The organism is Streptomyces sp. WI03-4A, from assembly GCF_033792105.1.
Classification (GTDB): Bacteria; Actinomycetota; Actinomycetes; order Streptomycetales; family Streptomycetaceae; genus Streptomyces; species Streptomyces collinus_A.
On sequence record NZ_JARAUO010000070.1, the window covers coordinates 1 to 24903 of the forward strand.

Genomic DNA, 24903 nt, shown 5'->3' on the forward strand with positions numbered 1-24903 from the left:
CGTCGGCGTCGCGCCGGGCGCGGCGCCCGGTGGGCGCGGGCACGCCCTGCGGCGGCACGGCCGTGCCGCCGAGTCCGCTGCCCGCGGCGGCGGTTCCCGCGGCGTGCTCGGCCGCGGTCATCACGGCACCCTCGGAGACACCCGGGTCCGCGTCGGTCTCCGCGGGCCGGCCGCGGCGCCGTCCGGTCCCGCCGGACCCGGTCTCCGGGCCCTCGACGATGGCCGGCGCCGCCTCGACGGCGGCCGCCGCGCGCCTGCGGCGCCGCCCGGTCGGCAGGTACTCCCCGGCCTCGCCGTCGCCCGGCTCACCGAGGACGTCGCTGTCCAGGAAGGCGTCCGTGGAGCCCCGCCGGGCCCGTCGCCGGCCGCCCGCGCCCTGCTCGGCGGTCACCGGGCCGTCGGTCGGCCCGGGTGCCGCCTCCAGGGCGTTCCCGGGGGCGGGCGCCGGTGCGGCGACCGCCCCGGCCCCGCCGCCGAGCGGGACCTCCAGGACGTACGCGCTGCCGCTCATGCCGGGCACGTCGTGCGTCTGCAGCACACCGCCGTGCGCGCGCACGATGCCGCGCACCATCGGCTCGTGCACCGGGTCGCCCCCGGTGTACGGCCCGCGCACCTCGATGCGCGCGACCTCGCCGCGCTGCGCGGCCGCGACCACGACCGTGTTGTCCAGGTAACCGCCCGCGGACACGGGCGTGTTGCCGGTGGCGTCGACGCCCGCCACGTCCGCGACGAGGTGCGCGAGCGCGGTGGCGAGCCGCTGCGGGTCGACCTCGGCCTCGATGGGCGGCGCGTGCACGGCGAACTGCACGCGGCCGGGACCGATCAGCTCGACGGCCCCCTCGACGCCCGCGGCGACGACGGCGTCCAGCATCACCTTCGTACGGGTGATGTCCTCCAGGCCCGCGTCGAGGCGCTGGTAGCCGAGGACGTTGTCGATGAGGGTGGTGATGCGCGAGTAGCCGGCCGAAAGGTGGTGCAGCACCTGGTTGGCCTCGGGCCACAGCTGCCCGGCGTCGTCCGCGGCCAGGGCGGCCAGCTCGCGGCGCAGCTCGTCCAGCGGGCCGCGCAGCGACTGCCCGAGCAGCGTGAGGAGCTGTTCGTGCCGGCCGGCCAGGGCCTCGTACCGGTCCTTCTCCCGCTCGCCGAGGGCGGCGTACCGCTCCTCGCCGGCCGCGAGCTCCTCCTCGTGCTTCTCGCGCAGTTCCTCGACCTCGGTGACGTGCTGCTGGCGCAGCGCGGTCAGGTCGGAGGCGTGCTCCTCGGCGAGCCGCTCCACCTCCTCGGCGTGCGCCTTCTCCAGCGCCGTCTTCTCCTCGGCGAGGGAGTCGTAGGGCCGCCGGTCGGTGAAGGTCATGACCGCGCCGACGAGCTGGTCGCCGTCGCGCACGGGCGCGGTGGTCAGGTCGACCGACACCTTCTGGTCGCCCTTGGACCACAGCACCTGGCCGCGCACCCGGTGCTTGCGCCCGGAGCGCAGGGTGTCGGCGAGCGGCGACTCGTCGTACGGGAAGGGGGAGCCGTCGGCGCGGGAGTGCAGCACGAGGGTGTGCAGCTCCTTGCCGCCCAGCTCACCGGCCCGGTACCCCAGTATCTGGGCGGCGGCCGGGTTGACCAGGACGATCCGCCCGTCGGTGTCGGTGCCCACGACGCCCTCGGCCGCGGCCCGCAGGATCATCTCGGTCTGCCGCTGCGAACGGGCCAGCTCGGCCTCGGTGTCCACGGTCCCGGACAGGTCGCGCACGACGAGCATCAGCAACTCGTCGCCGGTGTAGCCGTAACCGTCGTACGCCTGCTGGCCGTTCTCCAGGTTCGCGCTCGTGACCTCGACCGGGAACTCGGAGCCGTCCGTCCGGCGCGCGACCATCCGGGTCGGCTTGGTCCGGCCGCGCGGGTCCATGTGGTCGGGCCGTCGCATCGAGCCGGGGATCAGGCGGGAGTCGAACTGGGGCAGCAGATCGAGCAGCCCGCGCCCCACGAGCGCGGTGCCCGGCGCCTCGAACGCCTCCAGGGCGATCGTGTTGGCGTTGACGACGGTCCCGTTGGCGTTGACCAGGACCAACGCGTCGGGCAGCGCGTCGAGTATGGCTGCGAGGCGAGCAGCGCCTCGGGATGGCCTGCTGCTCACGAGACGCTTCCTCCCTGTTACCGCACCTAGCCGACCGCTCGGGCCATCTTGCCAACCGGCCCGCGGCGTGTCACGCGAGGGAGTCTAAGGGCTTCGGTTGCGCTCGCGACGCCGGATGAGAGGGAGGTCGCACGAGGAAGTGACGGCGAACATGTGACCGCATGGTTCCCCGGCGGGGCCCACGGGCCCCGGCTCCGCAGGTCCTTCGCCGGTCCTCCACGAACCGGGCGATCCCCCGGGAATCGTCCGCGGGCGCCGTCACGCGGGCTCTCGCGGGGGCTGCCACGGGGTCGTCCGCGAGGACGTGGGCGAGGTCGTTCCCGAGGAGGAACCGGCCCGTGGCAGGAAGGGCACCATCCGGTCCCACCGCGCGATCTCGCACCCGTTGCCGCGGTCGAAACGGGCGTCGACGGGCCGGCCGGCCCAGGTGCCGGTGACACGGGCGGTGGCCGGGCCGCCGTAGAGCATGGTGCAGACGCTGTCCGGGGGCACCGGGGCGAAGGTGTCCCGGCCCCACTGCGTGTTCGTGTCCAGCACCCGGCAGGCGCCCGCCGGGTCCGGGTGATCGCCGGACTCCGGGTGGCAGAACAGCTCGTACCTCCCGTCCCGGCCCGGTCCCGCGTGCCGCACCACGAGCGTGAGGTGGTCGCCGGCGCGGTCCTCGGGCCGCACGGGCGTGGGAACGGCGGACGCGGTCGCGGCGGGTACGGCGGTGAGCACGGCCAGGGTGACCGAGGCGGCGGCGAGGGCGGCGGCCCGGGCGCCCCGCGGGCGGACCGGCATGACGGAGGCAGGGATCATGTGTCGCTCAACGCTCCCGCGCCCCGCACGTTGCGCCGGACACGCGTCCGCCGCCCCGCCGGGCGAAGCCCTTTGCCCTGCGGCCCCCGCGCCTAGTACCGTGGACGTCGATTGGTGACAGCACGCTCGACTGTGTCATCATCTGCACGCACCGGTCGCGCGCTCGCGTGAGTGGTTGTGCTGGAGGCGTCGCCTAGTCCGGTCTATGGCGCCGCACTGCTAATGCGGTTTGGGCCTTAAAGCCCATCGAGGGTTCAAATCCCTCCGCCTCCGCGCCTGATCCCGAAGCCCCGGTCCCCTGGACCGGGGCTTCGGGCGTTCCCCGGGCCGTGTCCGCTGGCCCCCCGATCCGGGGCCGAATCGACGTTTTCGCAGGTCACAAGGGGTGTGCGAATCGGATTTCACATGGCGGCGGCAGTCATGTAATGTTCTTCCTGTCGCCGCGAGCGGGCCGAAAGGGCCGGGAGCGAAGGCAAAACAAAAGAACAAGCACTCGTAGCTTAACGGATAGAGCATCTGACTACGGATCAGAAGGTTGCAGGTTCGAATCCTGCCGAGTGCACACAGACCAGAGGCCCCGGAGAGATCCGGGGCCTCTGGCGTTTCAGGGTCGTACAGCAGCTGCAGGCAGGTTCACTTCTCTGTGCGGTGCCGCGGCCGTAGCCGCCGCCGGGGACGGCCGGAGGGCAGGGCCGCCGGACGATCGTCGTTGCGCGCGGTGAACAGCTGAATCACGATCACGCCCAAGGCGATCACCGCGAGGAGCACGCTCACCGTCGCGAAGGTGTCCATGTCCCTCACACCCCTGCTGCCGGAGTCGGCACGTGGCCGATGACCGCTCCGGCAGAGGTACGTGAGGTCGAGTGGCGGGCGTCATGTCCGCCTTCGGAGTCCCAGACCGCCTCCCGGAGCGAGTCCGAGCCGGCCGCCGCCTCTGCCGCGGTCCTCAAGCATTCGGCCTCCTCGATCAGGCCGGTCGCCGTGAGGCTCCGCGCCGGGTCGGTGGCCATGGCCATCAGCCGCGTCGCGGTGGCCGGCTCTGTCTCCGGTGGGATCACGAGCAGGTCCCAGCGGCCGACGGTGTAGGAGAGCAGCAGCAGCTTGTGCGGGTCTTGCTCGGCCGCGAACCAGCCGACGTGCACCACGTGCCCGTGGACGGGCACCTTGCGCGGGATGACCGGCCAGAACGTCGGGTTCACCGTCACACGGGTGATCCTCCCCCACAGCGGGTCGAGGATGTCGATGAGCGCCGGAAGCTCCGCCGCCAGGTCGCGGGAGCGAGGCCACCAGGCACCGTCGATCAGTGCCGGAGCGGTGTCGGCGGGTGCCAGCACGAGTCGGGGCGGCGACGAAGAAGGGATCCGGTCTTCGACCGCCGGCGTCAACAGAATGGTCGCGGTCATGATGCGGACCCAACCCCGGGCCGGTCGCGACCGACCCGGTTGCCGTGAATCGCCGAGAACGACCCGGCGTGGAAGCCGGTGTTCGAAATGCTCTCGGTAATCACCAGGGTACTCCTCGTCGAGGTTCGACGGACCGATGCGGAGCTACGGGTTGAACGGACTTGGGGCCCTGGCCGTCCGCCGCCGAAGTCAGCGCAGGAGACGCCGACAGGAGCGCCCGCGTATCCGGTCAGCCGTGCTCTTCGCCCTCGGCGCCTGCCTGCGCCGACCGTCTCGGTGCGTCACGGCGCCCCTTGCCAGTGCGCCAGTCGACTGAGGTTTCGCCCGGAGTCGCGTGCAAACCAAAGTCAAATCCTCAGCATGCATCCCGGATCACGGAGAAGCGCCGCTCCATTGACGCGCGCAGGGTTGCTTTCCCTGTGCTCACGTAGAGCCTTCATGGCCTCGTGGTGGTACGCGTTCCACTCCGCCATTAATACGACTACTACTCCGAAGAGAACTGCGGGGCTGCTTTTTCCCAACACGCCGGTGAGATGTCTCGGCTGTCGGACGGAGGCGGTATCGACCCAAGGCTAAAGATGCACGAATTCCGTCGCCGCCTGGGCTGACCAGGGAAGTGACGTCGCCGTGTCACCCGTCCCGACCAAGCGGGAACGACCGTTCGGCCGATTGGCATTCTTGATCAGCTCCCCGGGTCAGGCGAAATCACTCGCATAATCGCAGCCGAGGGCATGAGTCTGAGTAATATGCCAGCCACAGAAAGTAGGCGATTCCCCGAACCGCCGAATACGTCTCCATCCCCTCACAGGAGTTGGCCCTTCGATGACGCTCAATATCCCTGTGGCGCCTTTGCGGCGCACTTTGTCGGTATGGACCGCGGCGGTACTTGCCGTGGTGATCGCCGCCTTCGTGGTCGCTGTGACGCCGACACAGGCAAGTGCCCTCGCCACCTTTGTAGACCTGGGCAGGGCGGACAGCTTCGCGGTACTGGCCGGTTCGGCAACCACCAATACCGGCCCTTCGGTGATCACCGGAGATGTCGGTGTGTCACCGGGAACGTCCATCAGCGGATACGGGCCGCCCGCCGTGGTGAACGGAACCCTGCACTCTGCGGACACTGTGGCTCAGGATGCCCAGACCGACCTGGCCGCGGCGTACGACGACGCTGCCGGACAGCCCTCCAGCGGGGCACTTCCCCCGGACGCCGGTGGCCTGTTGCTGGTTCCGGGCGTGTACACCGCTTCCTCCACTCTCGGACTCACCGGCACCCTCACCCTGGATGCCCAGGGGGACCCCAACGCCGTCTGGATCTTCCAGATCGGTTCCGGCCTGACGACGGCGTCCGCCAGCCGCGTAGCCCTCATCAACGGTGCCTCACCGTGCAATGTCTTCTGGCAGGTCGGCAGTTCCGCCACCCTCGGCACCAGCACCGCCTTCGAGGGCAACATCCTGGCCATGACCTCGATCACCGCCAACACGAGCGCGACCATCGAGGGACGGGCGCTGGCCCGCAACGGTGCCGTGACGCTGGACACCAACACGATCACCCGGCCGCAGTGCGCGGCCGGCACCACGGGTGGCACGACGACGGCCGGCACCACCGGCGCCACCACCACCGGCACCACGGGTGGCACGACGACGGCCGGCACCACCGGCGCCACCACCACCGGCACCACGGGTGCCACCACCACCGGCACCACGGGCGGAACCACGGGTGGCACGACGACGGCCGGCACCACGGGTGCCACCACCACCGGCACCACCGGCGGAACCACCGGCACCACGGGCGGCACCACGGGTGGAACCACGGGTGGCACGACGACGGCCGGCACCACGGGTGCCACCACCACCGGCACCACGGGCGGCACCACCGGTGGAACCACCGGCGGAACCACGGGTGGAACCACCGGCGGAACCACGGGCGGAACCACCGGTGGAACCACGGGCGGAACCACGGGCGGAACCACGGGCGGAACCACCGGTGGAACCACGGGCGGAACCACCGGCGGGAACGGCCACGGCTGCAAGCCCGGCCACGACGAGTACTTCGACAATTACGACAACGATTACGGCGACGATTACGGCCACGGGTATGGACAGGGCGACAGCTACGGCTGTCCTCCTGCATAGCGTGCGCGACCCACTCCGGCGGGGTGAGTGCTCGGAGGCAACCACTCCCGTGCGCGAGTAGGACGGGCGGCGTGCGGCGCGGATCGTCATCGATTCCGCCGCACGCCGCAGGCGGAAGCTCAGGAGAACCAGGTGAGAGAAGTCGGGACGGACGGTCCGGATGGGGCCGTGCGGGGTGGCATCGCGTCAGCAGATGCCGACGAGTCGGACCGGGCGGGCGCCAGGTCGACCGTACAGAGGGAGGGCGGGAGACCGACTGCGTTCCGAGCGTCTTCGGAGCCGCCCGTCGCCCTGAAGGCCGGAGTGCATGTCGCCGTGATCCTGTGTCTGGCAGCGGCCCTGGTACATGTGCTCCTCGTATTCCTCCAGGTGGCACCACCGAATCCCGTCTCCCGGCAGTACAGCCGGCAGATCAACGCCTGGGTCTTCCCGTTGTTCGAGCAGAACTGGCGGCTCTTCGCCCCCGACCCGGAGTCGGTCAACCGGCAGATTTCGGCAAGGACCATGTACACCACCCCGGACGGCACCACCCGGGTCAGCGACTGGTTCGACCTGACGGCCGTCGACACATCCGCAGTGAGGCATGATCCCTTCCCGAGTCACACAGCACAGAACATGCTGCGTCGGGCCTGGACCTCCTACGTCGAAACACACGGTGGCGACGACCATCCGCACTCACCACGCGCTCTGATGATCCAGCGATACCTGCGCAACATCGCAGCGGATCGCCTCGCCGCCCATCGCCACAGCACCTTCGAGTCCATCCAGCTGCGGGTGATCACCCTGCCTGTCGCCGCGCCGCCCGCAGCGGGCGGTCCCGGTACGGGCACGGCCGCACCACGGCCCGCCGACACCCGTTACCTGCCTTGGTGGAAGGTGGCCCGTCATGCAAAAGGCTGAGCAGACATCAGCCCCGGCAACCCGGCCGGCGCGACCCGGACACGACGCCGAGCGGGCGAGCGCACACACGCCGCGGCGCATGCCGACCCGTATCGCTACGCTCCTCACCCTCCTGCTGGAGCAGCCGATCTCCCTGTACGCGGCCGCGGTTCTGCGCATCGGGTACGGGTTCCTCTACTTCGCTTTCCTGCTGCGCGAGTTTCCTCACCGCGACGAGATCTGGGGTCCCGGTTCACCGTGGACGCCGACACTGGCCAAGCAACTCTTCGACCAGACCGGGTGGGACAGCGTCCTCACCCTGTCCGACAGCCGGGCCTACTTCGAGGTCTGCTACACGGCAGCCCTCGTCGTCTCCGCGCTGTTCACGCTGGGCTGGCGGACCAGAGCGGTGTCCGTGCTCTTCGCGGTCGTGGTGACGTCGTTCCACGCCAGGGCGATCTTCATGACGGACGGAGGGGACAACCTCATCCTCCTCATGGCCCTCTACCTCGTCGTCACCTCATGTGGCCGACGCTGGTCCCTCGACGCGCGCAGGGCCCGGCTCCGCGCATCCGCCGGCACGGCGGTCCGGCTTCCGCTGGACCAGGCATCCGGCGAGCTGCGACGCCACCTCCGTGACGCGCGCCTGACCGTGATCACCGTGCTGCACAACTGCGGCATGCTCGTCATCGCCGCCCAGGTCTGCTTCCTCTACGGATCCGCGGGCCTGTACAAGGTGCAGGGAGCCTCCTGGGGCAACGGCACCGCCCTCCATTACGCCCTGAGTCTCGACCTGTTCCAGCCCTGGCCCGAGCTTTCCGCCCTGGCGGACGAACACGACGTACTGATCGCCCTCACCTGCTACCTGACGGTGCTGTTGCAGGTGGCCTTCCCGTTCGTCCTGTTCGGCCGACTCAAGTACCCCGTCCTGACGATGCTGCTGGGTATGCACGTGGGTATCGCGGTGTTCCTGGGCCTGCCGCTCTTCTCGGGCGCGATGATCGTCGCGGACGCCGTGTTCCTTCCGGACCGCTTCTACCGCTACCTGGGAAAGCTGTCGCGGCGTGTCGTCCCGCGGGCTGACATCAGGAAGGCACGGACTCGGACCTCCGCAGATGCCGCACTGGTGCCTCCGCAGTCGGGACCGGCCGTCTGAGGTGGTGGGGGGCCCTGCGGCCTGCAACCTCGTCCCGAGGTGGCTCCTGGCGACCTTTGTGCCCACCCCGGTCTCATCCCGCCATGCGGGCTGACAGGGGGGACTGAAGGTTGCAGGTTCGAATCCTGCCGAGTGCACACAGACCGAAGGCCCCGGAGAGATCCGGGGCCTTGGCGTTTCCGGGACCGGCGGCGGCGGGGCCGGCCCGCGCCGGCCCCGGTGCGTCAGCACTCCTCCTCGGGGTCGTTCCGGTTCAGCTTCTCCAGATAGTCGTGGGCCAGGGCCGTGGCCCGGGTGAACCAGTCGGTGATGATCGCCAGTTCCCCGGGGGAGTAGTCGGCGAACAGGGCCGTGAGGCGCCGGTAGTGGCCCGCGTACACCGCCTCGACGCGGGACACCGCCTCCGGTACGGCGGCCACCCGGACGCGCCGGCGGTCGGCGGGGTCGGGGCGGCGGGTGACGTAGCCGGCGCGTTCGAGGCGGTTGAGGATGCCGGTCACCGCGCCCGTGGTCACGTGCGCGCGGGCCGCCAGGTCCCCGGCCGTGAGCAGGTCCTCCCCCGCCTCCAGCACGAAGGCGAAGCACGTCAGGTCGGTGACGTTCAGTCCCAGCCGCCGGGCCAGTTCCTGCTGCCCGATCAGGTGCGCGGCGATGAGGTGGTCCATTGCCGACAGGGCCTGCGCCGGGGAGGCGGGCGGTCGGGGCGTGCCGTCCATCTTCCAAAATCCCTTAGCTCGTGAGATATTCAGTTCGGTAAATCTCTTAGCCCGTGAGGGAATCTTTCCCGGAGGCACGACATGAGTCTGTACGAAGAGGGTCACACGATCGCCGGCTGGACCGGTGTGGCCATCGCGACCGTCGGGAGCGCCGTGGTCGGGGTGGGGGTCTGCGCCTCCTCGGTGCCCGCCCTGGTGGGCGGTCTGGTGATCGTGGCCGTGAGCGCGCTGGTCACCTGGGCGCTGCATCTGACGGGCTGGGGGAAGCCGCCGGGCATCCGGCCGAGAAGCCAGTGGGGCATGCGGGTCCGTGACGAGCAGGCCCGGTACGGGCACCCCGGGTGCCTCGGCTGCCGGATGGCGGGGCGGGGCCGGGCCACGGCCCCCGTGGTGACCGAGGAGGTCCGCGCGGAACCGGTCCCCGTGCCGGTCGCCGAGTGATCTCCGGGTCGCGCGCCGGGTGATCCCCGTGGCGTCTGCCGGACGACCGCGCGCCGTCCGCCGGGTGACCCCAGCGGCGCCTGCCGGACGACCGCGGGACGCCCGGTGTCGTACCCGCCTTCTACGCTCAGCGGTGATGGCACGGACATGGAGCTGCTCGGGGCTGCGCTGGACGCCGGAGGGCCCCGCACTGGTGTGGGACGGCGGGCGGCGCAGCGCGCTGTCCTGGGGCAGGCGGGTCGCGTTCGCCGTCCCCGACGGCTCGGTGCGACGCTGCGTGGGGGCGCGCGGGCACGCCTGTCCGGTGCGGGCGGCCGTGCCGGAACGGAGCACCGGGGCTCGGTGCGGGGAGTGCGCGCGGCTCGACCGGGCGCACTCCGTGGCCGCCGACACCCTCGCCGACGATCCGCGTCCCTACCGGGTGTACCTGGCGTGGTTCGGGCCCGGCATGGTCAAGGTCGGCATCACCGCCGTCGGGCGCGGCCCCGCGCGGCTGCTGGAGCAGGGGGCCGTCTGCTTCTGCTGGCTGGGCACCGGACCGCTGATGGCCGCTCGCCGCGCCGAGGAACTGCTGCGGGCCGCCCTCCGGGTCCCGGACCGGATCCCGTACGCCGACAAGCGGGCGGTGCGGGCGGTGCTGCCGGCGACCGAGGACGAGCGGGCGGCGGAGGTACGGGAGCTGCACGCCCGTGCCGTCGCGCTGGAGGGGTGGCCCGAGGCGCTGACCGCCGAGCCGTGTTGTCCCGTCGACCATGTGCGCGGCTTCGGGCTGGCCGACGCGCCGGCCGCCTCCGGCGCCGTGGTCCGGCTCGTCGCGGGCGGTGCCGTCGGCGGCCGGCTGGTCGCCGCCGCCGGGCCCGACCTGCACCTGGCGGTCGCCGGACGGGGCAGCGTGGTGCTCGACACCCGGCTGATGACCGGCTGGGAGCTGGTCCCGCTGCCCCCGGCGGACGACGTCCTCACGCTCCCCGTACGGGAGTTCAAGAGGGAGCAGGACGGCCTGTTCTGACGCCGGGTCCGCTCGTGCGGGGCACCCAGGCGTTCGCTGAGAGACTCCTGTGCGTTTCTCAGGAGAATCACAGATTCGTGAAAGCGTGTTCTCAGAGGGCCCCGACAGGGTCTCCACCATGACCACGACCTCGCCCCAGGGGCGCACCGAACTGCTGAGGCCGGACGGGAGCCCCGTCCGCGTGCTTGTGGTGGACGACGAGCTGTCGATCACCGAACTGCTGAGCATGGCCCTCCGCTACGAGGGTTGGCAGATCAGGAGCGCGGGCGACGGGCACGGCGCCCTGCGGACCGCGCGCGAGTTCCGGCCCGACGCCGTCGTCCTGGACATGATGCTGCCGGACATGGACGGGCTCTCCGTGCTGGGCCGGCTCCGCCGCGACCTGCCCGACGTGCCCGTCCTCTTCCTCACCGCCAAGGACGCCGTCGAGGACCGTATCGCCGGACTCACCGCGGGCGGCGACGACTACGTCACCAAGCCGTTCAGCCTGGAGGAGGTCGTCGCCCGGCTGCGGGGTCTGATCCGCAGGTCCGGGGCCGCCGACCGGCGCTCCGACTCCGTCCTCGTCGTCGGCGACCTCAGCCTGGACGAGGACAGCCACGAGGTCGCGCGGGCCGGGGAGTCCATCCACCTCACCGCGACCGAGTTCGAGCTGTTGCGCTTCCTGATGCGCAACCCCCGGCGGGTGCTCAGCAAGGCGCAGATCCTGGACCGGGTCTGGTCCTACGACTTCGGCGGCCAGGCCAATGTGGTCGAGCTGTACATCTCCTACCTGCGCCGGAAGATCGACGTGGGCCGCGAGCCCATGATCCACACCCGGCGCGGCGCCGGTTACCTGATCAAGCCCGCCGTGTCATGAGCGGACGACGACGCCCGCGCCCGCGGCAGCGACGCGCGGCCCAGCCGCGCACCCTGCGGACACGGCTCGTCGTCGCGTCCGTCGTGCTGATCGCGGTGGTGTGCGCGGTGATCGGCACGGTGACCACGCTGGCGCTGCGCTCGCACCTGTACGCCCAGCTCGACGGCAAGGTGGTGGAGATCGCCCAGCGCGCCACCGGTCACCTGCAGCAGGGCCCGGACGCCCCGGTCATCGGCCCCTCGCCGCAGGCGAACGACACCCCGGCCGAGAAGGTCGCCAACCTGCTCACCAAGGGGCCCACCCAGCGCAACACCGTCGCCGCCTACGTGCGCGACGGCGCGATCACGAACGCCGCCGTCTCGGAGCAGCTGGACTACGACAACGGCTTCTTCCGGAAGATGCGCGCCGACGACCTGAGCACCGCGCAGAAGAACGCCCTGAACACGGTGCCCAAGGACGGCAAGCCGCACACCGTGGAGATCCCTGGGCTCGGCGACTACCTCGTTCGCTATCGGGTGGCCATGGACAGCGCCGACGCCTTCTACGTCGCCCTGCCCACCAAGGACGTCGACGACAACGTCAACGCCCTGATCCTCATCGAGGCCAGCGTCACGGTGGCCGGGCTGGCCGCCGCCGCCATCGCCGGGTACGTGCTCGTCGGGGTCGCCACCCGCCCGCTGCGCAAGGTCGCCGCCACCGCCGGCCGGGTCTCCGAACTCACCCTGCACACGGGCGAGGTGAACCTCAGCGAACGGGTCGCGGAGTCCGAGTGCGACCCGCACACCGAGGTCGGCCGGGTCGGCGCCGCGCTCAACCGGCTGCTGGACCACGTGCACGGCGCCCTGCACGCCCGCCAGCAGAGCGAGACGCGGGTACGGCAGTTCGTCGCCGACGCCAGCCACGAGCTGCGCACCCCGCTCGCCTCCATCCGCGGGTACGCCGAGCTGACCCGGCGCGGCCGCGAGCAGGTCGGGCCCGACACCCGGCACGCCCTCGGGCGGATCGAGTCCGAGGCCGGCCGGATGACCCTGCTCGTGGAGGACCTGCTGTTGCTGGCCCGGCTGGACGCCGGCCGCCCGCTCCAGTTCGAGCGGACCGACCTGGTCCCGCTGATCGTCGACACGGTCAGCGACTCCCGCGCGGCCGGCATGGACCACAACTGGCGGCTCGACCTGCCCGACGAACCGGCCCTGGTCACGGCGGACGCGGCACGCATCCAGCAGGTGCTGGTCAATCTGCTGGGCAACGCCCGCAAGCACACCCCGCCCGGCACGACCGTCACCGCGCGTGTGCAGCGGCGCGGGTCGTGGATGTGCGTCGACGTCGAGGACAACGGGCCCGGGATACCACCGGAGTTGCTGCCGAACGTCTTCGAGCGGTTCGCCCGCGGGGACTCCGCGCGCTCGCGCGCCACCGGATCGACCGGACTGGGGCTCGCCATCGTGCAGGCCGTCGCCACGGCGCACGGCGGTGCCGTGACCGTGGACAGCGTGCCCGGCCGCACCGTGTTCACCGTGTACCTGCCCGCGTCCGCCCCGGCCGTGCCCCGGCCGGCCGCCGAATCCGCCGGGCGGTCCCACTCACAGGCACAGCACAGCACCACCACATGGGTGCGACAGGGCGCCTGACGACAGTCGGTGGCATGCGAAGCGACTCTTCTCCCGGCACCCTGCCGGCGCGGGAGCACCTCCCGGCCACAGACGCCGGAACGCCTGTCCTGGACGTAGTGATCCCCGTCCACAACGAGGAGAAGGACCTCCGGCCGTGCGTCCGCCGACTGCACGAGCACCTGACCCGCACCTTCCCGTACGCCTTCCGCATCACGATCGCGGACAACGCGTCCACGGACGGCACCCCGCTGGTGGCGGCGCGGCTGGCGGCGGAACTTCCCGAGGTCAGCGACTTCCGGCTGGAGCAGAAGGGCCGCGGACGCGCCCTCGGGACCGTGTGGTCCGCCTCCGAGGCGCCGGTGCTCGCCTACATGGACGTCGACCTGTCCACCGACCTCAACGCCCTGCTGCCGCTGGTGGCACCGCTGATCTCGGGCCACTCCGACCTGGCGATCGGCTCCCGGCTCGCCCGGGCCTCCCGGGTGGTGCGCGGTCCCAAGCGCGAGTTCATCAGCCGGGCCTACAACCTGATCCTGCGCGGCTCCCTGCAGGCCCGCTTCTCCGACGCGCAGTGCGGCTTCAAGGCGATCCGCCGTGACGTCGCCCAGGTGCTGCTGCCCCTGGTGGAGGACACCGGCTGGTTCTTCGACACCGAGCTGCTGGTGCTCGCCGAGCGGGCCGGGCTCAGGATCCACGAGGTGCCGGTGGACTGGGTCGACGACCCGGACTCCACCGTGCACATCGTGCGCACGGCCACCGACGACCTCAAGGGCGTGTGGCGCGTCGGCAGGGCCCTGGCCACCGGTTCGCTGCCGCTGGACCGGCTCACCCGGCCGTTCGGCGACGACCCCCGGGACCGCGACATCCAGGACGTGCCCAGGGGCCTGGCCCGCCAGCTCGTCGGCTTCTGCGTGGTCGGCGGCCTCTCGACGCTGTTCTACCTGCTCCTCTACAGCGGCTTCCGGCAGTTCGCCGGCTCGCAGACGGCCAACGCGCTCGCCCTGCTGGTCTCGGCCGTCGCCAACACGGCCGCCAACCGCAGGCTGACCTTCGGGGTGCGCGGCCGGGGCGGCGCGGTCCGCCACCAGGCGCAGGGCCTGGTGGTCTTCGCCATCGGGCTCGCCCTGACCAGCGGCTCGCTGGCCGCCCTGAACGCGGCCGGCGGCAGCCCGGCGCACTCCACCGAACTGGCGGTGCTCATCGCCGCCAACCTCGCGGCGACCGTGCTGCGGTTCCTGCTCTTCCGCGCCTGGGTCTTCCCGGACCGCGGTACGGAGCAGGGCGCCGCGACGGCGGCCGCCCCGCACGCCCCGGCCGCGCCCGCAGACATGCCGGCCGTGCCGTACCGGCCGGTCCCGCACCAGCCGTACACCTCGTACCCGACCACCCAGATCCGCGCCGACGAGGCCGCGGACACCGGCTGGGGGGACGCCACCATGCGGCTCCAGCCGGTGCACCCTCACGACACCGACCCGGGGGACCTTCGATGACCACCGACCACGACCGGACCGGGGCGCAGGGCGCACCCGCCGCCTGGGGCCCGCCGCCCACGGCACCTCCGGAGGCCCCCGGGCCCGGCGCGCCCCGGCGGAGCCTGCCGGGCAGGCTGTGGCGCGGCCGGCCCGAGGACCCCCGCTGGGCGCGCCCGGCCTTCCTCGGCCTGCTGGTCCTCACCCTCGTCACCTACCTCTACGGCCTGAGCGCCTCCGGCTACGCGAACTCCTTCTACTCGGCGGCCGTCCAGGCGGGCAGCACGTCCTGGAAGGCGTTCTTCTTCGGCTCGCTCGACGGCGGCAACGCCATCACGGTCGACAAGCCCTCGGCCTTCATGTGGCCGATGGAGCTGTCGGTCAGGATCTTCGGCCTGAACTCGTGGGCGATCCTCACCCCCCAGGTCCTCATGGGCGTCGGCACGGTGGCGGTCGTGTACGCGGCCGTACGGCGCCGGTTCAGTCCCGTCGCCGGTCTGGTCGCGGGCGCGGTGCTGGCGCTCACCCCGGTGGCGGCGCTCATGTTCCGCTTCAACAACCCGGACGCCCTGCTGGCCCTGCTGATGTCGCTGGCCTGCTACTTCGTCGTACGGGCCGTGGAGGACGGCCGGACCCGGTGGCTGGTGTGGGCCGGTGTCGCGATCGGCTTCGCGTTCCTCGCCAAGACGCTCCAGGCGTTCCTGATCCTGCCGCCGCTGGCGATCGTGTACGCCGTCTGCGGTCCGGTGCGGCTCCGCAGGCGGCTGGCGCAGCTGGGCCTCGCGACCGTCGCGCTCGTCGTGGCCGGCGGCTGGTGGGTCGCGGTCGTCGAGCTGTGGCCGGCCTCCTCGCGCCCCTACGTCGGCGGCTCACAGAACAACAGCTTCCTGGAGCTGACCTTCGGCTACAACGGCCTCGGCCGGATCAGCGGTGACGAGACGGGCAGCGTCGGGGGCGGCGGTGGCGGCAACGGCGCCGGGCGCTGGGGCTCCACCGGCTGGGACCGGATGTTCGGCTCCGAGATCGGCAGCCAGATCTCGTGGCTGATCCCGGCCGCGCTGATCCTGCTGGCCGCGGGCCTGTGGGCGACCCGCGGGGCCCGGCGTGCGTCCGTCACGCGCGCCTCGTTCCTGGTGTGGGGCGGCTCGCTGCTGATCACCATGGTGGTCTTCAGCTACATGGCGGGCATCTTCCACCAGTACTACACGGTGGCCCTCGCGCCCTACGTCGCGGCCGTCACCGGCATGGGTGCCGGGCTGCTGTGGGAGAAGCGCGCGAAGACCTGGGCGTCGATGACCCTCGCGGGCTCCGTGGTGGCCGCGGCCGCCTGGGGCTACGTGCTGCTGAACCGCACCTCCGGGTATCTGCCCTGGCTGAAGTGGCTGGTCCTGGTCGGCGGGCTGGTGGCCGCGCTCGGCCTGGTCTTCGCCGGCCGGCTCACCCGGCGGCTCGCGCTCGGCGCGGCGGCGGTCGGCCTGCTGGCCGCGCTGGCCGGCCCGACGGCGTACACGCTCAGCACGGTGAACTCCGCGCACACCGGCTCCATCCCGACGGCCGGCCCGGCGGGCGCGAGCATGATGGGCTTCGGCGGCGGTCCGGGCGGTGGTCCCGGCGGCGGGACGGGTGACGGAGCGCGCGGCGGCATGCCGGGCCAGGGACAGGGACAAGGACAGGGGCAGGGCCAGGGTTTCCCGGGCGGTGGCATGCCGGGGCAGAACGGCGGCATTCAGGGCCGGAACCAGCCGGGCCAGCAGGGCCAACCGGGTGGGCAGGGCCGGCAGGGCCGGCCGAACGGGAACGGCTTCCCGGGCGGCGGCTTCCCCGGCGGTGGTACGACGGGCGAAGGCGGCCGGGCGGCCGGCGGCGCCGGCGGCCTGCTCGACGGCGCGAACGTCAGCTCCGCGGCCAGAAAGCTGCTGGAGACGGACGCGGGCGACTACACCTGGGTCGCCGCCTCCATCGGCTCGCAGAACGCGGCGAGTTACCAGCTCGCCACCGGTTCCCCGGTGATGGCGATCGGCGGCTTCAACGGCACCGACCCGTCCCCGACCCTGGCCCAGTTCAAGAAGTACGTGGCGGAAGGGAAGATCCACTACTTCATCGCCGGCGGCGGCATGGGCGGCGGAATGGGCGGCAGCGGCTCGGGCTCGAAGATCAGTTCCTGGGTGCAGAGCAACTTCAAGAAGGTGACGGCCGGTTCGGCCACCTTCTACGACCTGACCCGGAAGGCGAGCGGCTGACGCGCGGCCGAGCACCGGCACGGGACGGGGAGGGCGGTGGCCGGAAGGCCACCGCCCTCCCCGTGTCCGGAGCCGGGCGGGGTAGGCGCGCGGCCCAAGGGGTATGTGGTGGATCGCGCAGTTCGCCGCGCTCCCGGGACGGCCCGCGCGCCTGGCATCCCCGGGACGGGACCGGAGTTCGAGAGGGGTGCGTCGGTGGCGAAGGCTGGTGCTGGGGCGGCGCGGGAGAGCGTCTGGCTGGAGGGGAGGGCGCGGCGCGGCGGGCGCAGCGCGCAGCCCTCGGGGCTCGACCGGGAGCGGATCACCGCCGAGAGCGTGCGGCTGCTGGACGCCGGCGGGCTGGCGGGGTTCTCCATGCGGCGGTTGGCCGCCGCCCTGAACGTCACCGCGATGTCCCTGTACTGGTACGTGGACACCAAGGACGACCTGCTCGAACTCGCCCTGGACGCGGCCTACGGAGAGCTGCGGCCGCCCGCGGAGCGGGACGGCGCCGACTGGCGGGCGGAACTGCGGGAGCTGGCCACCGGGTACCGGGAACTGCTGGTCCGCCATCCCTGGCTGTCGCCGCTGGCCGGCCGGTACCTCAACATCGGCCCTCACGCGCTCGCGTTCTCCCGCGGTGTGCAGCGCGTGGTCCGCCGGGCCGGGCTGCCCGCGCACCGGGTGACCGGCGCCATCTCCGCCGTGTCCCAGTTCGTGTACGGCTACGGCACGCTGGAGGGCCAGTTCCTGTCCCGCATCGCGGACTCGGGCCTGACCCCGGACGACTACTACCAGCGGGCCATGGACGCGGCCCGGCGGGACCCGGGGGCCGCGGACTACCTCCAGGAGTCCCAGGAGATCAGGGACGCCCGCGGCGGTGACACGGTCGCGGAGATGATGGACCGCGACTTCGCCTTCGCCCTCGACCTGCTGGTGGCCGGTATCGAGGCGATGGTCGCCCGCGGCTGACCCGGCCCTACGCGTCGCCGGCCAGCCGGGCCGGGAAGCCGCCCGTCGCCACCGGTCCCCAGCGTTCAGGGGTCACCCGGATGATCGACTTTCCCTGCTCGACCATGGCCGCGCGGTACTCGTCCCAGTCCGGGTGCTCGCCGGCGATGTTCCGGTAGTACTCGACCAGCGGCTCCACCGAGTCGGGGCTGTCGACGACCTCCGCCGTGCCGTCGATCTGGACCCAGGGGCCGTTCCAGTCGTCGCTCAGGACGATGAGGGTGACCCGGGGGTCGCGCTTGGCGTTGCGGGTCTTCGCGCGCTCCGGGTAGGTGGAGACCACGATCCGGCCCGAGTCGTCGACCCCGCAGGTCAGCGGGGAGCCCTGCGGGCCGCCGTCGGCGCGGCGGGTGAGCAGGATCGCGTGGTGGCGGGGGCGTACGAAGTCCAGCAGTTCGTCCAGGGACACACGGGTGTTCGTCGCGATGTTGGGTGCCATGGGCGCAGCCTAGATCGCAGGGGCCCGCTCAGCCTGACCCTGCTGGGCACACGCTCGGGATGTCGGCGCGGCGCGGGGCCGCGGACGGGGTCGCGGGCAGGGCCGGTGGTCCGGGCGCAGGTCGGGCATCACCTCACCGCAATGGAGCAGCTAAAGTTCAGGTGTCGTGTGCTCGCAGTCGGGAATGTGCTGCGGAGCTCTCCTGAGCATGGCCGTGGGGCCGTGTCATTCGAGAGGTTCGTGGTGGCTTCGTCTGACATTTCTGATCTCGAACGCTTTTCGGACGGCCTTGAGCTGGCCGAAGCGCTCACGGTGGCGGCTCGTCAGCTGCACGAGACCACCACCCCGCACGCCACGCTCAGCACCGCCGTCCGGCTGGCCGTGCACCTGCTGCCCGGCGCCGAGCACGCCGGGGTCAGCGAACTGGAGCGCGGCGAGAACCTGCGTACGGTCGCCTGGACCGACGAGGTGGTGCGGGACGCCGAGAACCCGGGGCTGCCGCACTGGGAGCGGTTGTGGACCTCGCCCGTGGTGCGGGTGGCGGACGGCAACGGCACGCCCGCGCCGGGCGCGCTGTCCGGGTACGGGCTGCGCTCGGTGCTGTCCATGCGGCTGCGCTCGGACAAGCGCCGGCTCACCGCGCTGACGGCCTACTCCCGTGACCCGCACGCCTTCGACGAGACCGCCACCCGGCTCGGCCGCCTCCTCACCACCCATGTCAGCCTCGCCCTGAACTCGGTGACGGTCCGGGAGCAGCTCACCGAGGCCATGCACACCCGGGACCTCATCGGCCAGGCCACCGGCATCCTCATGGAGCGGCTCGACATCGACGCGGCGGCCGCCTTCGAGAGCCTGGTCCGCGCCTCCCAGCGGGAGAACACCAAGCTCCGTGACCTGGCCCGACGCATCGTCCGGTCGGCCGACGGATAGCTCACTGCATCGGCGGCCGCTGCCGGGATACCCGTAGGGCATGAGACCTGACACGTCGGAGGCCCTGGAGCAGGTCATGGCCCGCGGCGGCGGACTGGACACGCTGCTGCGCGACCTGACCGACCGTGCGGTGGGCGAGGTGCCCGGCGCCGCCGCGTGCAGCATCACGGTGAGCCGGGCCGACCGGCTGCTGACCCTCGCCGGGAGCGGGACGCTGCCCGGCGGACTCGACCAGCGGCAGTACGAGAACGGGTCGGGCCCGTGCGTCGACGCGGCCGAGACCCGCGAGGAGCAGTACGCGCCCGACCTGGCCGACGAGACACGCTGGCCGCAGTACACGGCGTACGCCCTGTCCACCGGGGTGCGCTGTGTGCTGGCGCTGCCGCTGGACGTCGAGGACGAGGCGGGCGCCGCGCTCAATCTCTACGGCACCGTGCCGGGCGCGCTCGGCGAGGCCCGGCCGCAGGCCCGGGACCTGGCGGCCCGGGTCGGCGGCGCGGTGAACACCGCCCTGCGCGTCGAGCGCGAGCGCTCCTCCGCCGCCGACATACGGCTCGCGCTGCTCTCCCGCAGCGTCATCGACCAGGCCGTCGGCATCGTGATGGCACGGGAGCGGCTGGACGCCGAGGCGGCGATGCGCCGCCTCGTACGGGCCTCCCAGGACCGCAACGTGAAACTGCGTGACCTGTGCGCCCGCCTGGTGGCCCGGGTCGCGAGCCGGGCGCCGTCAGGCGGCGGGCAGTGACTCGCCCTGGACGGCCTGCACGTCCAGCTCGATCCTGAGCGTCGTGCCGATGGCGGCGATGCCCGCCTGCAGGACCTGGTTGTAGTTCATCGCGAAGTCCTCGCGGTGCAGTTCGGCGGTGGCGCGGAAGGCGGCGCGGGTGCCGCCCCACGGGTCGGCGCCGGTGCCGAGGTAGGCCAGGTCGAGGTCGACCGGGCGCACCACCCCGTGCATGGCCAGTTCGCCGTGGACCGTCCAGCGGTCCGGGCCCGCCTGGGTCAGGCCGGTGGAGCGGTAGGTGATCTCCGGGTGCCGCTCGACGTCGAGGAAGTCGGCGGAGCGCAGGTGCGTGTCGCGCATGCCGTTGCCGGTGTCGACGGAGGCCGCCCGGATGACCGCCTCCACCCGGGACTTGGTGATGTCGTCGGGGGCGATCTCGATGGTGCCGCCGAACTCCGTGAACCGGCCGTGCACGCTGGAGATCCCGAGGTGCTGGGCGACGGCGGCGACCGAGGAGTGCGCCGGGTCGATGGTCCAGGGGCCGGGCGGCGGCAGTTCGGCGCCGCCCTGCCGGGCCAGCGTCACCGTCCCGACCTCGGCCCGCCCACTGGCGGTGACGATCGCGCTGGAGGCGGCGGGCGCGTACCCGACGGCGGTCACGATCACGGTGTACGCCCCCGGCGCCAGCTCGGTGGCGTCCCGTACGGCGCCCTCGGGGTCGGCCTCGGCGCGCAGCACCTGTGTACCGGTCATGTCGGTCACCGTGACGACCGCGTGCGACACGGCCCATCCGTCCCGGGTGCGGATCCTCGCGGTCAGTCCCATCCCGTTTTCTCCCTGGAAAGCCATACAAATCGGTCGAATGAAACCGGCCCGTGACGCGCGCCGCACCTCAGGGGCGGCGCGCGCCACGGGCCGTGGGTCGAACTACTCGCCGGGGTGGGCGAGTTCGATGTCGTGGTCGTCGGCACCGGCGCCGGCGACGGTCAGTGCGGTGGCCACCGGGGGGTAGCCGGTCGCGATGACGGTGTACTCGCCGGTGTCCAGGTCGGTGAAGGCGTACGCCCCGTCCGTCCCGGTGGTGGCCGTGCCGACCACGTTGCCCGCCTGGTCCACCAGGGTCACGCGGGCGTCGGCCAGCGGACCGTGCGGGGCCCGGACGACACCCTGCAGCCGGGCGCCGGCGTCCAGGTCGACCTCGATCCGGGTGATCCCGGTGGTGGCGACCTCGACGGGCAGCGCGCGCGGCCGGAAGCCGCTCGCGTTGACCGCGACGGTGACCGTGCCCGGCACCAGCTCGGTGAAGGCGAACTCGCCGTGCTCGCCGCTGGCGGCGGTGGCCAGCAGGTCCCCGCGCACATCGGTGACGATCACCATGGCGTCCTTGACCGGCAGCGCGCTGCCGGCCGCCCGGACCACACCGGTCAGGCCGCTGGTGCCGCTGAGCAGGATGTCGTACGCCAGCGGCTCCTCGCCCACCACGACCGTGGAGGCCTGCGGCTGGTAGCCGTCGGCGGAGGCGATCAGCACGTACGAGCCGGTGCCCGGCGCGTCCACCGCGTAGGAGCCGTCGGCCTGGGCGACCGCGCGGCCGAGCTGCCGGCCGGCCAGCGAGATCAGGGTGACCGCGGCCTGCGGGACCGGCGCGCTCTCGGCGCCGCGGACGAAGCCGTGGACCGGGGTGCCGCCGGCGGCGCCGGACCCGGCGACCGTGGCGACGGCGGTCAGCCGCTGCGTGGCCGTGGCGGTGGCGGCCGCGGGTGCCGTGGCCGCGGGCGCGGTCTCGGCGGCGACGGCGACCTGGGCCGGGATCTGCTGCGCCTCGGCGACGGCCGGGGCGGCGGCCGGGTCGGTCACCGGGGCCTCGCCCTCGGCGGCCTGGGCGAGACCGCCCTTGGTCCGCAGCGGGACCTCCTTGATGAACAGCGTGATCAGGAACGCGACGGCGGCGAGGGCGGCCGCGATCAGGAACACGTCGGCGATGCCGTGGCCGTAGGCGCTCTCCAGCAGCGTCCGGATCGGCTTGGGCAGCGCGTCCATGTCCGGGATGCTGTCGGTGGAGCTGGAGCCGGCCATCGCGGCCTGGTACTTCGGGCTCAGCGCGGAGATGCCGTCCTTGACGTAGTGCGTGATCCGGTGGGACATCACCGCACCCAGCGCCGAGACGCCGACCGCACCGCCGAGGGAGCGGAAGAAGGTGACCGTGGAACTGGCCGAGCCGAGGTCGGAGGGCGCCACCTGGTTCTGCGTGGCGAGGACCAGGTTCTGCATCATCATGCCGATGCCGAGACCCAGCAGGGCCATGAAGATGGCCATCTTCCAGTAGTCCGTGTCGTACCGGATGCCGCCGAGCAGCGCCAGTCCGGCCGTCACCAGGACGCCACCGCTGACCAGCCACGCCTTCCAGCGGCCGGTGCGGGTGATGAACTGACCCGAGACGGTCGAGGAGATGAACAGGCCGCCGATCATCGGGATGGTCAGGACGCCGGACATCGTCGGGGACTTGTCGCGGGCGAGCTGGAAGTACTGGCTGAAGAAGACGGTGCCGGTGAACATCGCGACACCGACGAACAGCGAGGCCAGCGACGCGAGCGTGATGGTGCGGTTGCGGAACAGGCGCAGCGGGATGATCGGCTCGCTGGCCTTCGCCTCGACGAGGACGAAGAGCGCGCCGAGCAGGACCGAGCCGCCGACCATGGTGTACGTCTGCCAGGACACCCAGTCGTACTTGTCACCGGCGAAGGTGACCCAGACGAGCAGCAGGGAGACGGCGGCGGAGATGAGGGTCGCACCGCCCCAGTCGACCTTGACCTCGCGCTTGACCACGGGCAGGTGCAGGGTCTTCTGCAGCACGATCAGGGCGATGATCGCGAAGGGGACACCGACGTAGAAGCACCAGCGCCAGCCCAGCCAGGAGGTGTCGGTGATGACACCGCCGAGCAGCGGGCCGCCGACGGTGGCGACGGCGAAGGTGGCACCCAGGTAGCCGGAGTAGCGGCCGCGCTCACGCGGGGAGATCATCGCCGCCATGACGATCTGCGCCAGGGCGGACAGACCGCCGACGCCGATGCCCTGCACCACGCGGCAGGCGATCAGCATGCCGGGGTTCTGCGACAGGCCGGCCGCCATCGAGGCGACGACGTAGATGATCAGGGCTATCTGGACGAGCGCCTTCTTGCTGTACAGGTCGGCGAGCTTGCCCCACAGGGGAGTGGCCGCGGTCATCGACAGCAGGGCGGCGGTGACCACCCAGGTGTAGGCGGACTGACCGCCGCCGAGGTCACCGATGATGTGCGGCAGGGCGTTGGAGACGATCGTGGACGACAGGATCGCCACGAACATGCCGAGCAGCAGCCCGGACAGGGCCTCCATGATCTGCCGGTGCGTCATCGGGGCCTGGCCTGCGCCTCCCCCGTGCTTGGCGTGAGCCCGCACACCGGCTGGTGTGGTCGTTGCCATGGGCTTCCTTCTCTTACGTGCTTGCGGGTGTACGGGTGGTCTCTTCGAACACGGGGGCCGTGGCGGACGCGTGCCGCGGCGGGGCGGACCGGCAGTCGCCGAAGCTGGCGCGCAGCCGTGTCATCAGCCGGATGAGCTGACCGACCTCGTCGTCGGTCCAGTCGCTCAGCCGCTCGGCGAGCAGGTGCGTGGTCCGCAGGGTCAGCTCGTCGAGCTGCTCCAGGCCCGCGGGCGTCAGGCGCAGGATGCGCGAGCGCTTGTCCGCGGGGTCCGGGTGCCGCTCTATCCAGCCGCGCGCGGCGACGTGCGCGACGTGCCGGCTGGTGACCGACATGTCCACGGAGAGCAGCTCGGCGAGCTTGCTCATGCGCATGTCGCCGTGGCGGCCCAGGAGGGTCAGCACGGCGGCCGAGCCGGTCGGGCAGTCGGGCGGCAGGATGCGCCCCAGGTCCCGTTTCACGGCTCCGACGGCACTGAGCTGACGCACCAGCTCTTCGTACTGCGCCTGCTCGGCCATCACACCTCCCGTATTCGTTGCTTAGGGCAACCATAGGTAGGTTGGTTGCTGCAGGCAAATACATAGGACCGACTGGGCGCAAAAACTTGGCAAAGGCAAGTATTGCGAACGTAAATATGCAGGTGGGCCCGGGCGGGGTGCCCCTGTCTGTCCCGGTGGCCCCGCACTTGGGCCGGACCCCCGGATTCGCTAGTGTCTCGGGCCATGGCTAACACCCAGGGCCCCCAGGGCAACTACGACCCCGCCGGCAGCACCCAGATGTTCCGCGCGTTCGTCGACGAGGCCCCCCAGGGGCGGCAGCAGCAGGCGGCGGCCGCCTCCTCCTCGGGTCCCCGCGTCGGTCTGATCATCGGCGTCGTCGTGGCGCTCGCCGTCGTGGCGGGGGTCGCCTGGCTGGCGTTCGCCAAGTAAGGCCCCGCGGCCCTGCTCCTACTTCCACCGGACGGAGACGTCGCGCGTCTCGACGTGCATGCCGAGCGGCACGCGCCAGGCGTCGACGCACACCGTCCAGGTGTGGTCCGTGCGCGCGCCCGGGCCGATCGGCACCGGGAGCGCGGCGGTCGACTCCACCGTCGCCCAGTCGACGCCGAGCGCGCCGATGATGTGCGTCCCGAACGTCACCGTGCCCGAACGCACCGGCGTACCGCCCGCATTGTGGAAGGGCACGGTCACCTTCTCGCACCAGCGCCGGTCCGTGTCCGCGCGCTCGGCGGCACCCCAGGTGAGGTCGGCGGGCGCGGGTGACGCCGTACGGGAGGGCGTCGGGCCCGGCGCCGGGCGGCTCGGAGCGGCCGTGCCCCGGCCGGTCGCGCTCGGCGCGGCCGTCGCCGGTCCCGCGTGCCCCGGGGACTGCGACGGTCCCGGCCCGCCGTGCGGCCCGAGAACAGGCAGCCGCCGAGGAACGTGCCCTCCAGGGAGCGGTAGCCGTGGACGCCGCCGCCGCCGAAGCCGGCGGCCTCGCCCGCCGCGTACACGCCCTCCAGCGGGTCGCCGCCCTCGGTGAGCA

At 72.2% G+C, this 24903-nt stretch carries 23 protein-coding genes, 2 tRNA genes and 1 pseudogene; 15 read left to right on the forward strand and 11 right to left on the reverse strand.

What is annotated here, in order from left to right:
* The coding region (locus PV343_RS38710; RefSeq protein ID WP_319151737.1) for a PAS domain-containing protein at positions 1–2125 on the reverse strand (2125 nt) is incomplete at its 3' end.
* Between the two features lie 258 nt (positions 2126–2383).
* A complete protein-coding gene (locus PV343_RS38715; RefSeq protein WP_319151738.1) occupies positions 2384–2926 on the reverse strand; it encodes an SSI family serine proteinase inhibitor in 543 nt (180 codons plus the stop codon).
* Positions 2927–3108: 182 nt separating this feature from the next.
* On the opposite strand from PV343_RS38715, the gene PV343_RS38720 reads away from it, so the two are divergent.
* Positions 3109–3199 (forward strand) — tRNA-Ser (locus PV343_RS38720).
* Between the two features lie 216 nt (positions 3200–3415).
* Positions 3416–3488, forward strand: a tRNA-Arg gene (locus PV343_RS38725).
* Positions 3489–3559: 71 nt separating this feature from the next.
* On the opposite strand, the gene PV343_RS38730 is transcribed toward PV343_RS38725, so the two are convergent.
* Together PV343_RS38730 and PV343_RS38735 are read right to left on the reverse strand one after the other, a co-directional pair.
* On the reverse strand, positions 3560–3718 hold the full coding sequence (locus PV343_RS38730) for a hypothetical protein (protein WP_319151739.1): 159 nt from the start codon (positions 3716–3718) through the stop codon (positions 3560–3562).
* 5 nt (positions 3719–3723) lie between these two features.
* Positions 3724–4329 carry a DUF5994 family protein gene (locus PV343_RS38735; protein WP_319151740.1) on the reverse strand — a complete coding sequence of 202 codons (606 nt, stop codon included), beginning with the start codon at positions 4327–4329 and terminating at the stop codon, positions 3724–3726.
* An 822-nt stretch (positions 4330–5151) separates the two neighbouring features.
* Here PV343_RS38735 and PV343_RS38740 point away from each other — a divergent pair.
* The 3 genes from PV343_RS38740 (at position 5152) to PV343_RS38750 (ending at position 8494) form a co-directional block, all read left to right on the forward strand.
* Positions 5152–6459, forward strand: a complete 1308-nt coding sequence (locus PV343_RS38740) for an ice-binding family protein (protein ID WP_319151741.1) — start codon at positions 5152–5154, stop codon at positions 6457–6459.
* A 303-nt stretch (positions 6460–6762) separates the two neighbouring features.
* Entirely contained in the window at positions 6763–7359 is a 597-nt protein-coding gene (locus PV343_RS38745; RefSeq protein WP_319151742.1) for a DUF5819 family protein, read from the forward strand.
* Positions 7360–7438: 79 nt separating this feature from the next.
* Complete coding sequence (locus tag PV343_RS38750; RefSeq protein WP_319151743.1) at positions 7439–8494, forward strand: HTTM domain-containing protein; 1056 nt, start codon at positions 7439–7441, stop codon at positions 8492–8494.
* Between the two features lie 224 nt (positions 8495–8718).
* Here PV343_RS38750 and PV343_RS38755 read toward each other — a convergent pair whose 3' ends face one another.
* Positions 8719–9210: a MarR family winged helix-turn-helix transcriptional regulator gene (locus tag PV343_RS38755; RefSeq protein ID WP_319151744.1), complete on the reverse strand. Its 492-nt coding sequence runs from the start codon at positions 9208–9210 to the stop codon at positions 8719–8721.
* Positions 9211–9291: 81 nt separating this feature from the next.
* Here PV343_RS38755 and PV343_RS38760 point away from each other — a divergent pair, with 81 nt between their 5' ends.
* The 7 genes from PV343_RS38760 (at position 9292) to PV343_RS38790 (ending at position 17789) form a co-directional block, all read left to right on the forward strand.
* Positions 9292–9651: an HGxxPAAW family protein gene (locus PV343_RS38760; RefSeq protein WP_319151745.1), complete on the forward strand. Its 360-nt coding sequence runs from the start codon at positions 9292–9294 to the stop codon at positions 9649–9651.
* 136 nt (positions 9652–9787) lie between these two features.
* A complete protein-coding gene (locus tag PV343_RS38765; RefSeq protein WP_319151746.1) occupies positions 9788–10660 on the forward strand; it encodes a DUF2797 domain-containing protein in 873 nt (290 codons plus the stop codon).
* Positions 10661–10778: 118 nt separating this feature from the next.
* Positions 10779–11519 (forward strand): response regulator transcription factor, encoded by a 741-nt coding sequence (locus tag PV343_RS38770; protein WP_319151747.1) that lies wholly within the window; start codon positions 10779–10781, stop codon positions 11517–11519.
* Positions 11516–13147, forward strand: a complete 1632-nt coding sequence (locus PV343_RS38775; RefSeq protein ID WP_319151748.1) for a HAMP domain-containing sensor histidine kinase — start codon at positions 11516–11518, stop codon at positions 13145–13147. Before PV343_RS38770 ends, PV343_RS38775 begins: the two co-directional genes overlap by 4 nt.
* Before the next feature lie 14 nt (positions 13148–13161).
* A complete protein-coding gene (locus tag PV343_RS38780; RefSeq protein ID WP_319151749.1) occupies positions 13162–14619 on the forward strand; it encodes a bifunctional glycosyltransferase family 2/GtrA family protein in 1458 nt (485 codons plus the stop codon).
* A complete protein-coding gene (locus tag PV343_RS38785) occupies positions 14616–16838 on the forward strand; it encodes a glycosyltransferase family 39 protein (RefSeq protein ID WP_319151750.1) in 2223 nt (740 codons plus the stop codon). Before PV343_RS38780 ends, PV343_RS38785 begins: the two co-directional genes overlap by 4 nt.
* A 195-nt stretch (positions 16839–17033) precedes the next feature.
* Positions 17034–17789, forward strand: a complete 756-nt coding sequence (locus PV343_RS38790; protein ID WP_319151751.1) for a TetR/AcrR family transcriptional regulator — start codon at positions 17034–17036, stop codon at positions 17787–17789.
* A 7-nt stretch (positions 17790–17796) separates the two neighbouring features.
* Here PV343_RS38790 and PV343_RS38795 read toward each other — a convergent pair whose 3' ends face one another.
* The gene (locus PV343_RS38795) at positions 17797–18267 is read right to left on the reverse strand and encodes a PPOX class F420-dependent oxidoreductase (protein WP_319151752.1); all 471 of its coding nucleotides are present in this window, start codon (positions 18265–18267) and stop codon (positions 17797–17799) included.
* Between the two features lie 243 nt (positions 18268–18510).
* Here PV343_RS38795 and PV343_RS38800 point away from each other — a divergent pair, with 243 nt between their 5' ends.
* Complete coding sequence (locus PV343_RS38800) at positions 18511–19197, forward strand: GAF and ANTAR domain-containing protein (RefSeq protein WP_388239170.1); 687 nt, start codon at positions 18511–18513, stop codon at positions 19195–19197.
* Positions 19198–19237: 40 nt separating this feature from the next.
* Complete coding sequence (locus PV343_RS38805) at positions 19238–19942, forward strand: GAF and ANTAR domain-containing protein (RefSeq protein ID WP_319151754.1); 705 nt, start codon at positions 19238–19240, stop codon at positions 19940–19942.
* Here PV343_RS38805 and PV343_RS38810 read toward each other — a convergent pair.
* The 3 genes from PV343_RS38810 to PV343_RS38820 form a co-directional block, all read right to left on the reverse strand.
* On the reverse strand, positions 19925–20746 hold the full coding sequence (locus PV343_RS38810) for a YceI family protein (protein ID WP_319151755.1): 822 nt from the start codon (positions 20744–20746) through the stop codon (positions 19925–19927). The two genes, PV343_RS38805 and PV343_RS38810, sit on opposite strands and share 18 nt — an antisense overlap.
* Positions 20747–20848: 102 nt before the next feature.
* A complete protein-coding gene (locus PV343_RS38815) occupies positions 20849–23380 on the reverse strand; it encodes an MFS transporter (protein WP_319151756.1) in 2532 nt (843 codons plus the stop codon).
* A 13-nt stretch (positions 23381–23393) separates the two neighbouring features.
* Complete coding sequence (locus PV343_RS38820) at positions 23394–23897, reverse strand: MarR family winged helix-turn-helix transcriptional regulator (protein WP_319151757.1); 504 nt, start codon at positions 23895–23897, stop codon at positions 23394–23396.
* A gap of 204 nt (positions 23898–24101) precedes the next feature.
* Between PV343_RS38820 and PV343_RS38825 the strand changes: the two genes are divergently transcribed.
* Positions 24102–24308, forward strand: a complete 207-nt coding sequence (locus PV343_RS38825) for a hypothetical protein (RefSeq protein ID WP_319151758.1) — start codon at positions 24102–24104, stop codon at positions 24306–24308.
* An 18-nt stretch (positions 24309–24326) separates the two neighbouring features.
* Here the strand turns inward: PV343_RS38825 and PV343_RS38830 are convergent, their stop codons facing one another.
* Together PV343_RS38830 and PV343_RS38835 are read right to left on the reverse strand one after the other, a co-directional pair.
* Positions 24327–24563: a hypothetical protein gene (locus PV343_RS38830; RefSeq protein ID WP_319151759.1), complete on the reverse strand. Its 237-nt coding sequence runs from the start codon at positions 24561–24563 to the stop codon at positions 24327–24329.
* Between the two features lie 194 nt (positions 24564–24757).
* Positions 24758–24903, reverse strand: a pseudogene (locus tag PV343_RS38835) (FAD-binding protein); the annotation flags it as partial.

Coding starts and splice junctions, on each gene's coding strand:
- PV343_RS38715 (WP_319151738.1), bottom strand. CDS start 2,926: ATGATCCCTGCCTCCGTCATGCCGGTCCGCCCGCGGGGCGCCCGGGCC.
- PV343_RS38730 (WP_319151739.1), bottom strand. CDS start 3,718: ATGGACACCTTCGCGACGGTGAGCGTGCTCCTCGCGGTGATCGCCTTG.
- PV343_RS38735 (WP_319151740.1), bottom strand. CDS start 4,329: ATGACCGCGACCATTCTGTTGACGCCGGCGGTCGAAGACCGGATCCCT.
- PV343_RS38740 (WP_319151741.1), top strand. CDS start 5,152: ATGACGCTCAATATCCCTGTGGCGCCTTTGCGGCGCACTTTGTCGGTA.
- PV343_RS38750 (WP_319151743.1), top strand. CDS start 7,439: ATGCCGACCCGTATCGCTACGCTCCTCACCCTCCTGCTGGAGCAGCCG.
- PV343_RS38755 (WP_319151744.1), bottom strand. CDS start 9,210: ATGGACGGCACGCCCCGACCGCCCGCCTCCCCGGCGCAGGCCCTGTCG.
- PV343_RS38760 (WP_319151745.1), top strand. CDS start 9,292: ATGAGTCTGTACGAAGAGGGTCACACGATCGCCGGCTGGACCGGTGTG.
- PV343_RS38765 (WP_319151746.1), top strand. CDS start 9,788: ATGGCACGGACATGGAGCTGCTCGGGGCTGCGCTGGACGCCGGAGGGC.
- PV343_RS38770 (WP_319151747.1), top strand. CDS start 10,779: ATGACCACGACCTCGCCCCAGGGGCGCACCGAACTGCTGAGGCCGGAC.
- PV343_RS38775 (WP_319151748.1), top strand. CDS start 11,516: ATGAGCGGACGACGACGCCCGCGCCCGCGGCAGCGACGCGCGGCCCAG.
- PV343_RS38780 (WP_319151749.1), top strand. CDS start 13,162: ATGCGAAGCGACTCTTCTCCCGGCACCCTGCCGGCGCGGGAGCACCTC.
- PV343_RS38785 (WP_319151750.1), top strand. CDS start 14,616: ATGACCACCGACCACGACCGGACCGGGGCGCAGGGCGCACCCGCCGCC.
- PV343_RS38795 (WP_319151752.1), bottom strand. CDS start 18,267: ATGGCACCCAACATCGCGACGAACACCCGTGTGTCCCTGGACGAACTG.
- PV343_RS38805 (WP_319151754.1), top strand. CDS start 19,238: ATGAGACCTGACACGTCGGAGGCCCTGGAGCAGGTCATGGCCCGCGGC.
- PV343_RS38810 (WP_319151755.1), bottom strand. CDS start 20,746: ATGGGACTGACCGCGAGGATCCGCACCCGGGACGGATGGGCCGTGTCG.
- PV343_RS38815 (WP_319151756.1), bottom strand. CDS start 23,380: ATGGCAACGACCACACCAGCCGGTGTGCGGGCTCACGCCAAGCACGGG.
- PV343_RS38820 (WP_319151757.1), bottom strand. CDS start 23,897: ATGGCCGAGCAGGCGCAGTACGAAGAGCTGGTGCGTCAGCTCAGTGCC.
- PV343_RS38825 (WP_319151758.1), top strand. CDS start 24,102: ATGGCTAACACCCAGGGCCCCCAGGGCAACTACGACCCCGCCGGCAGC.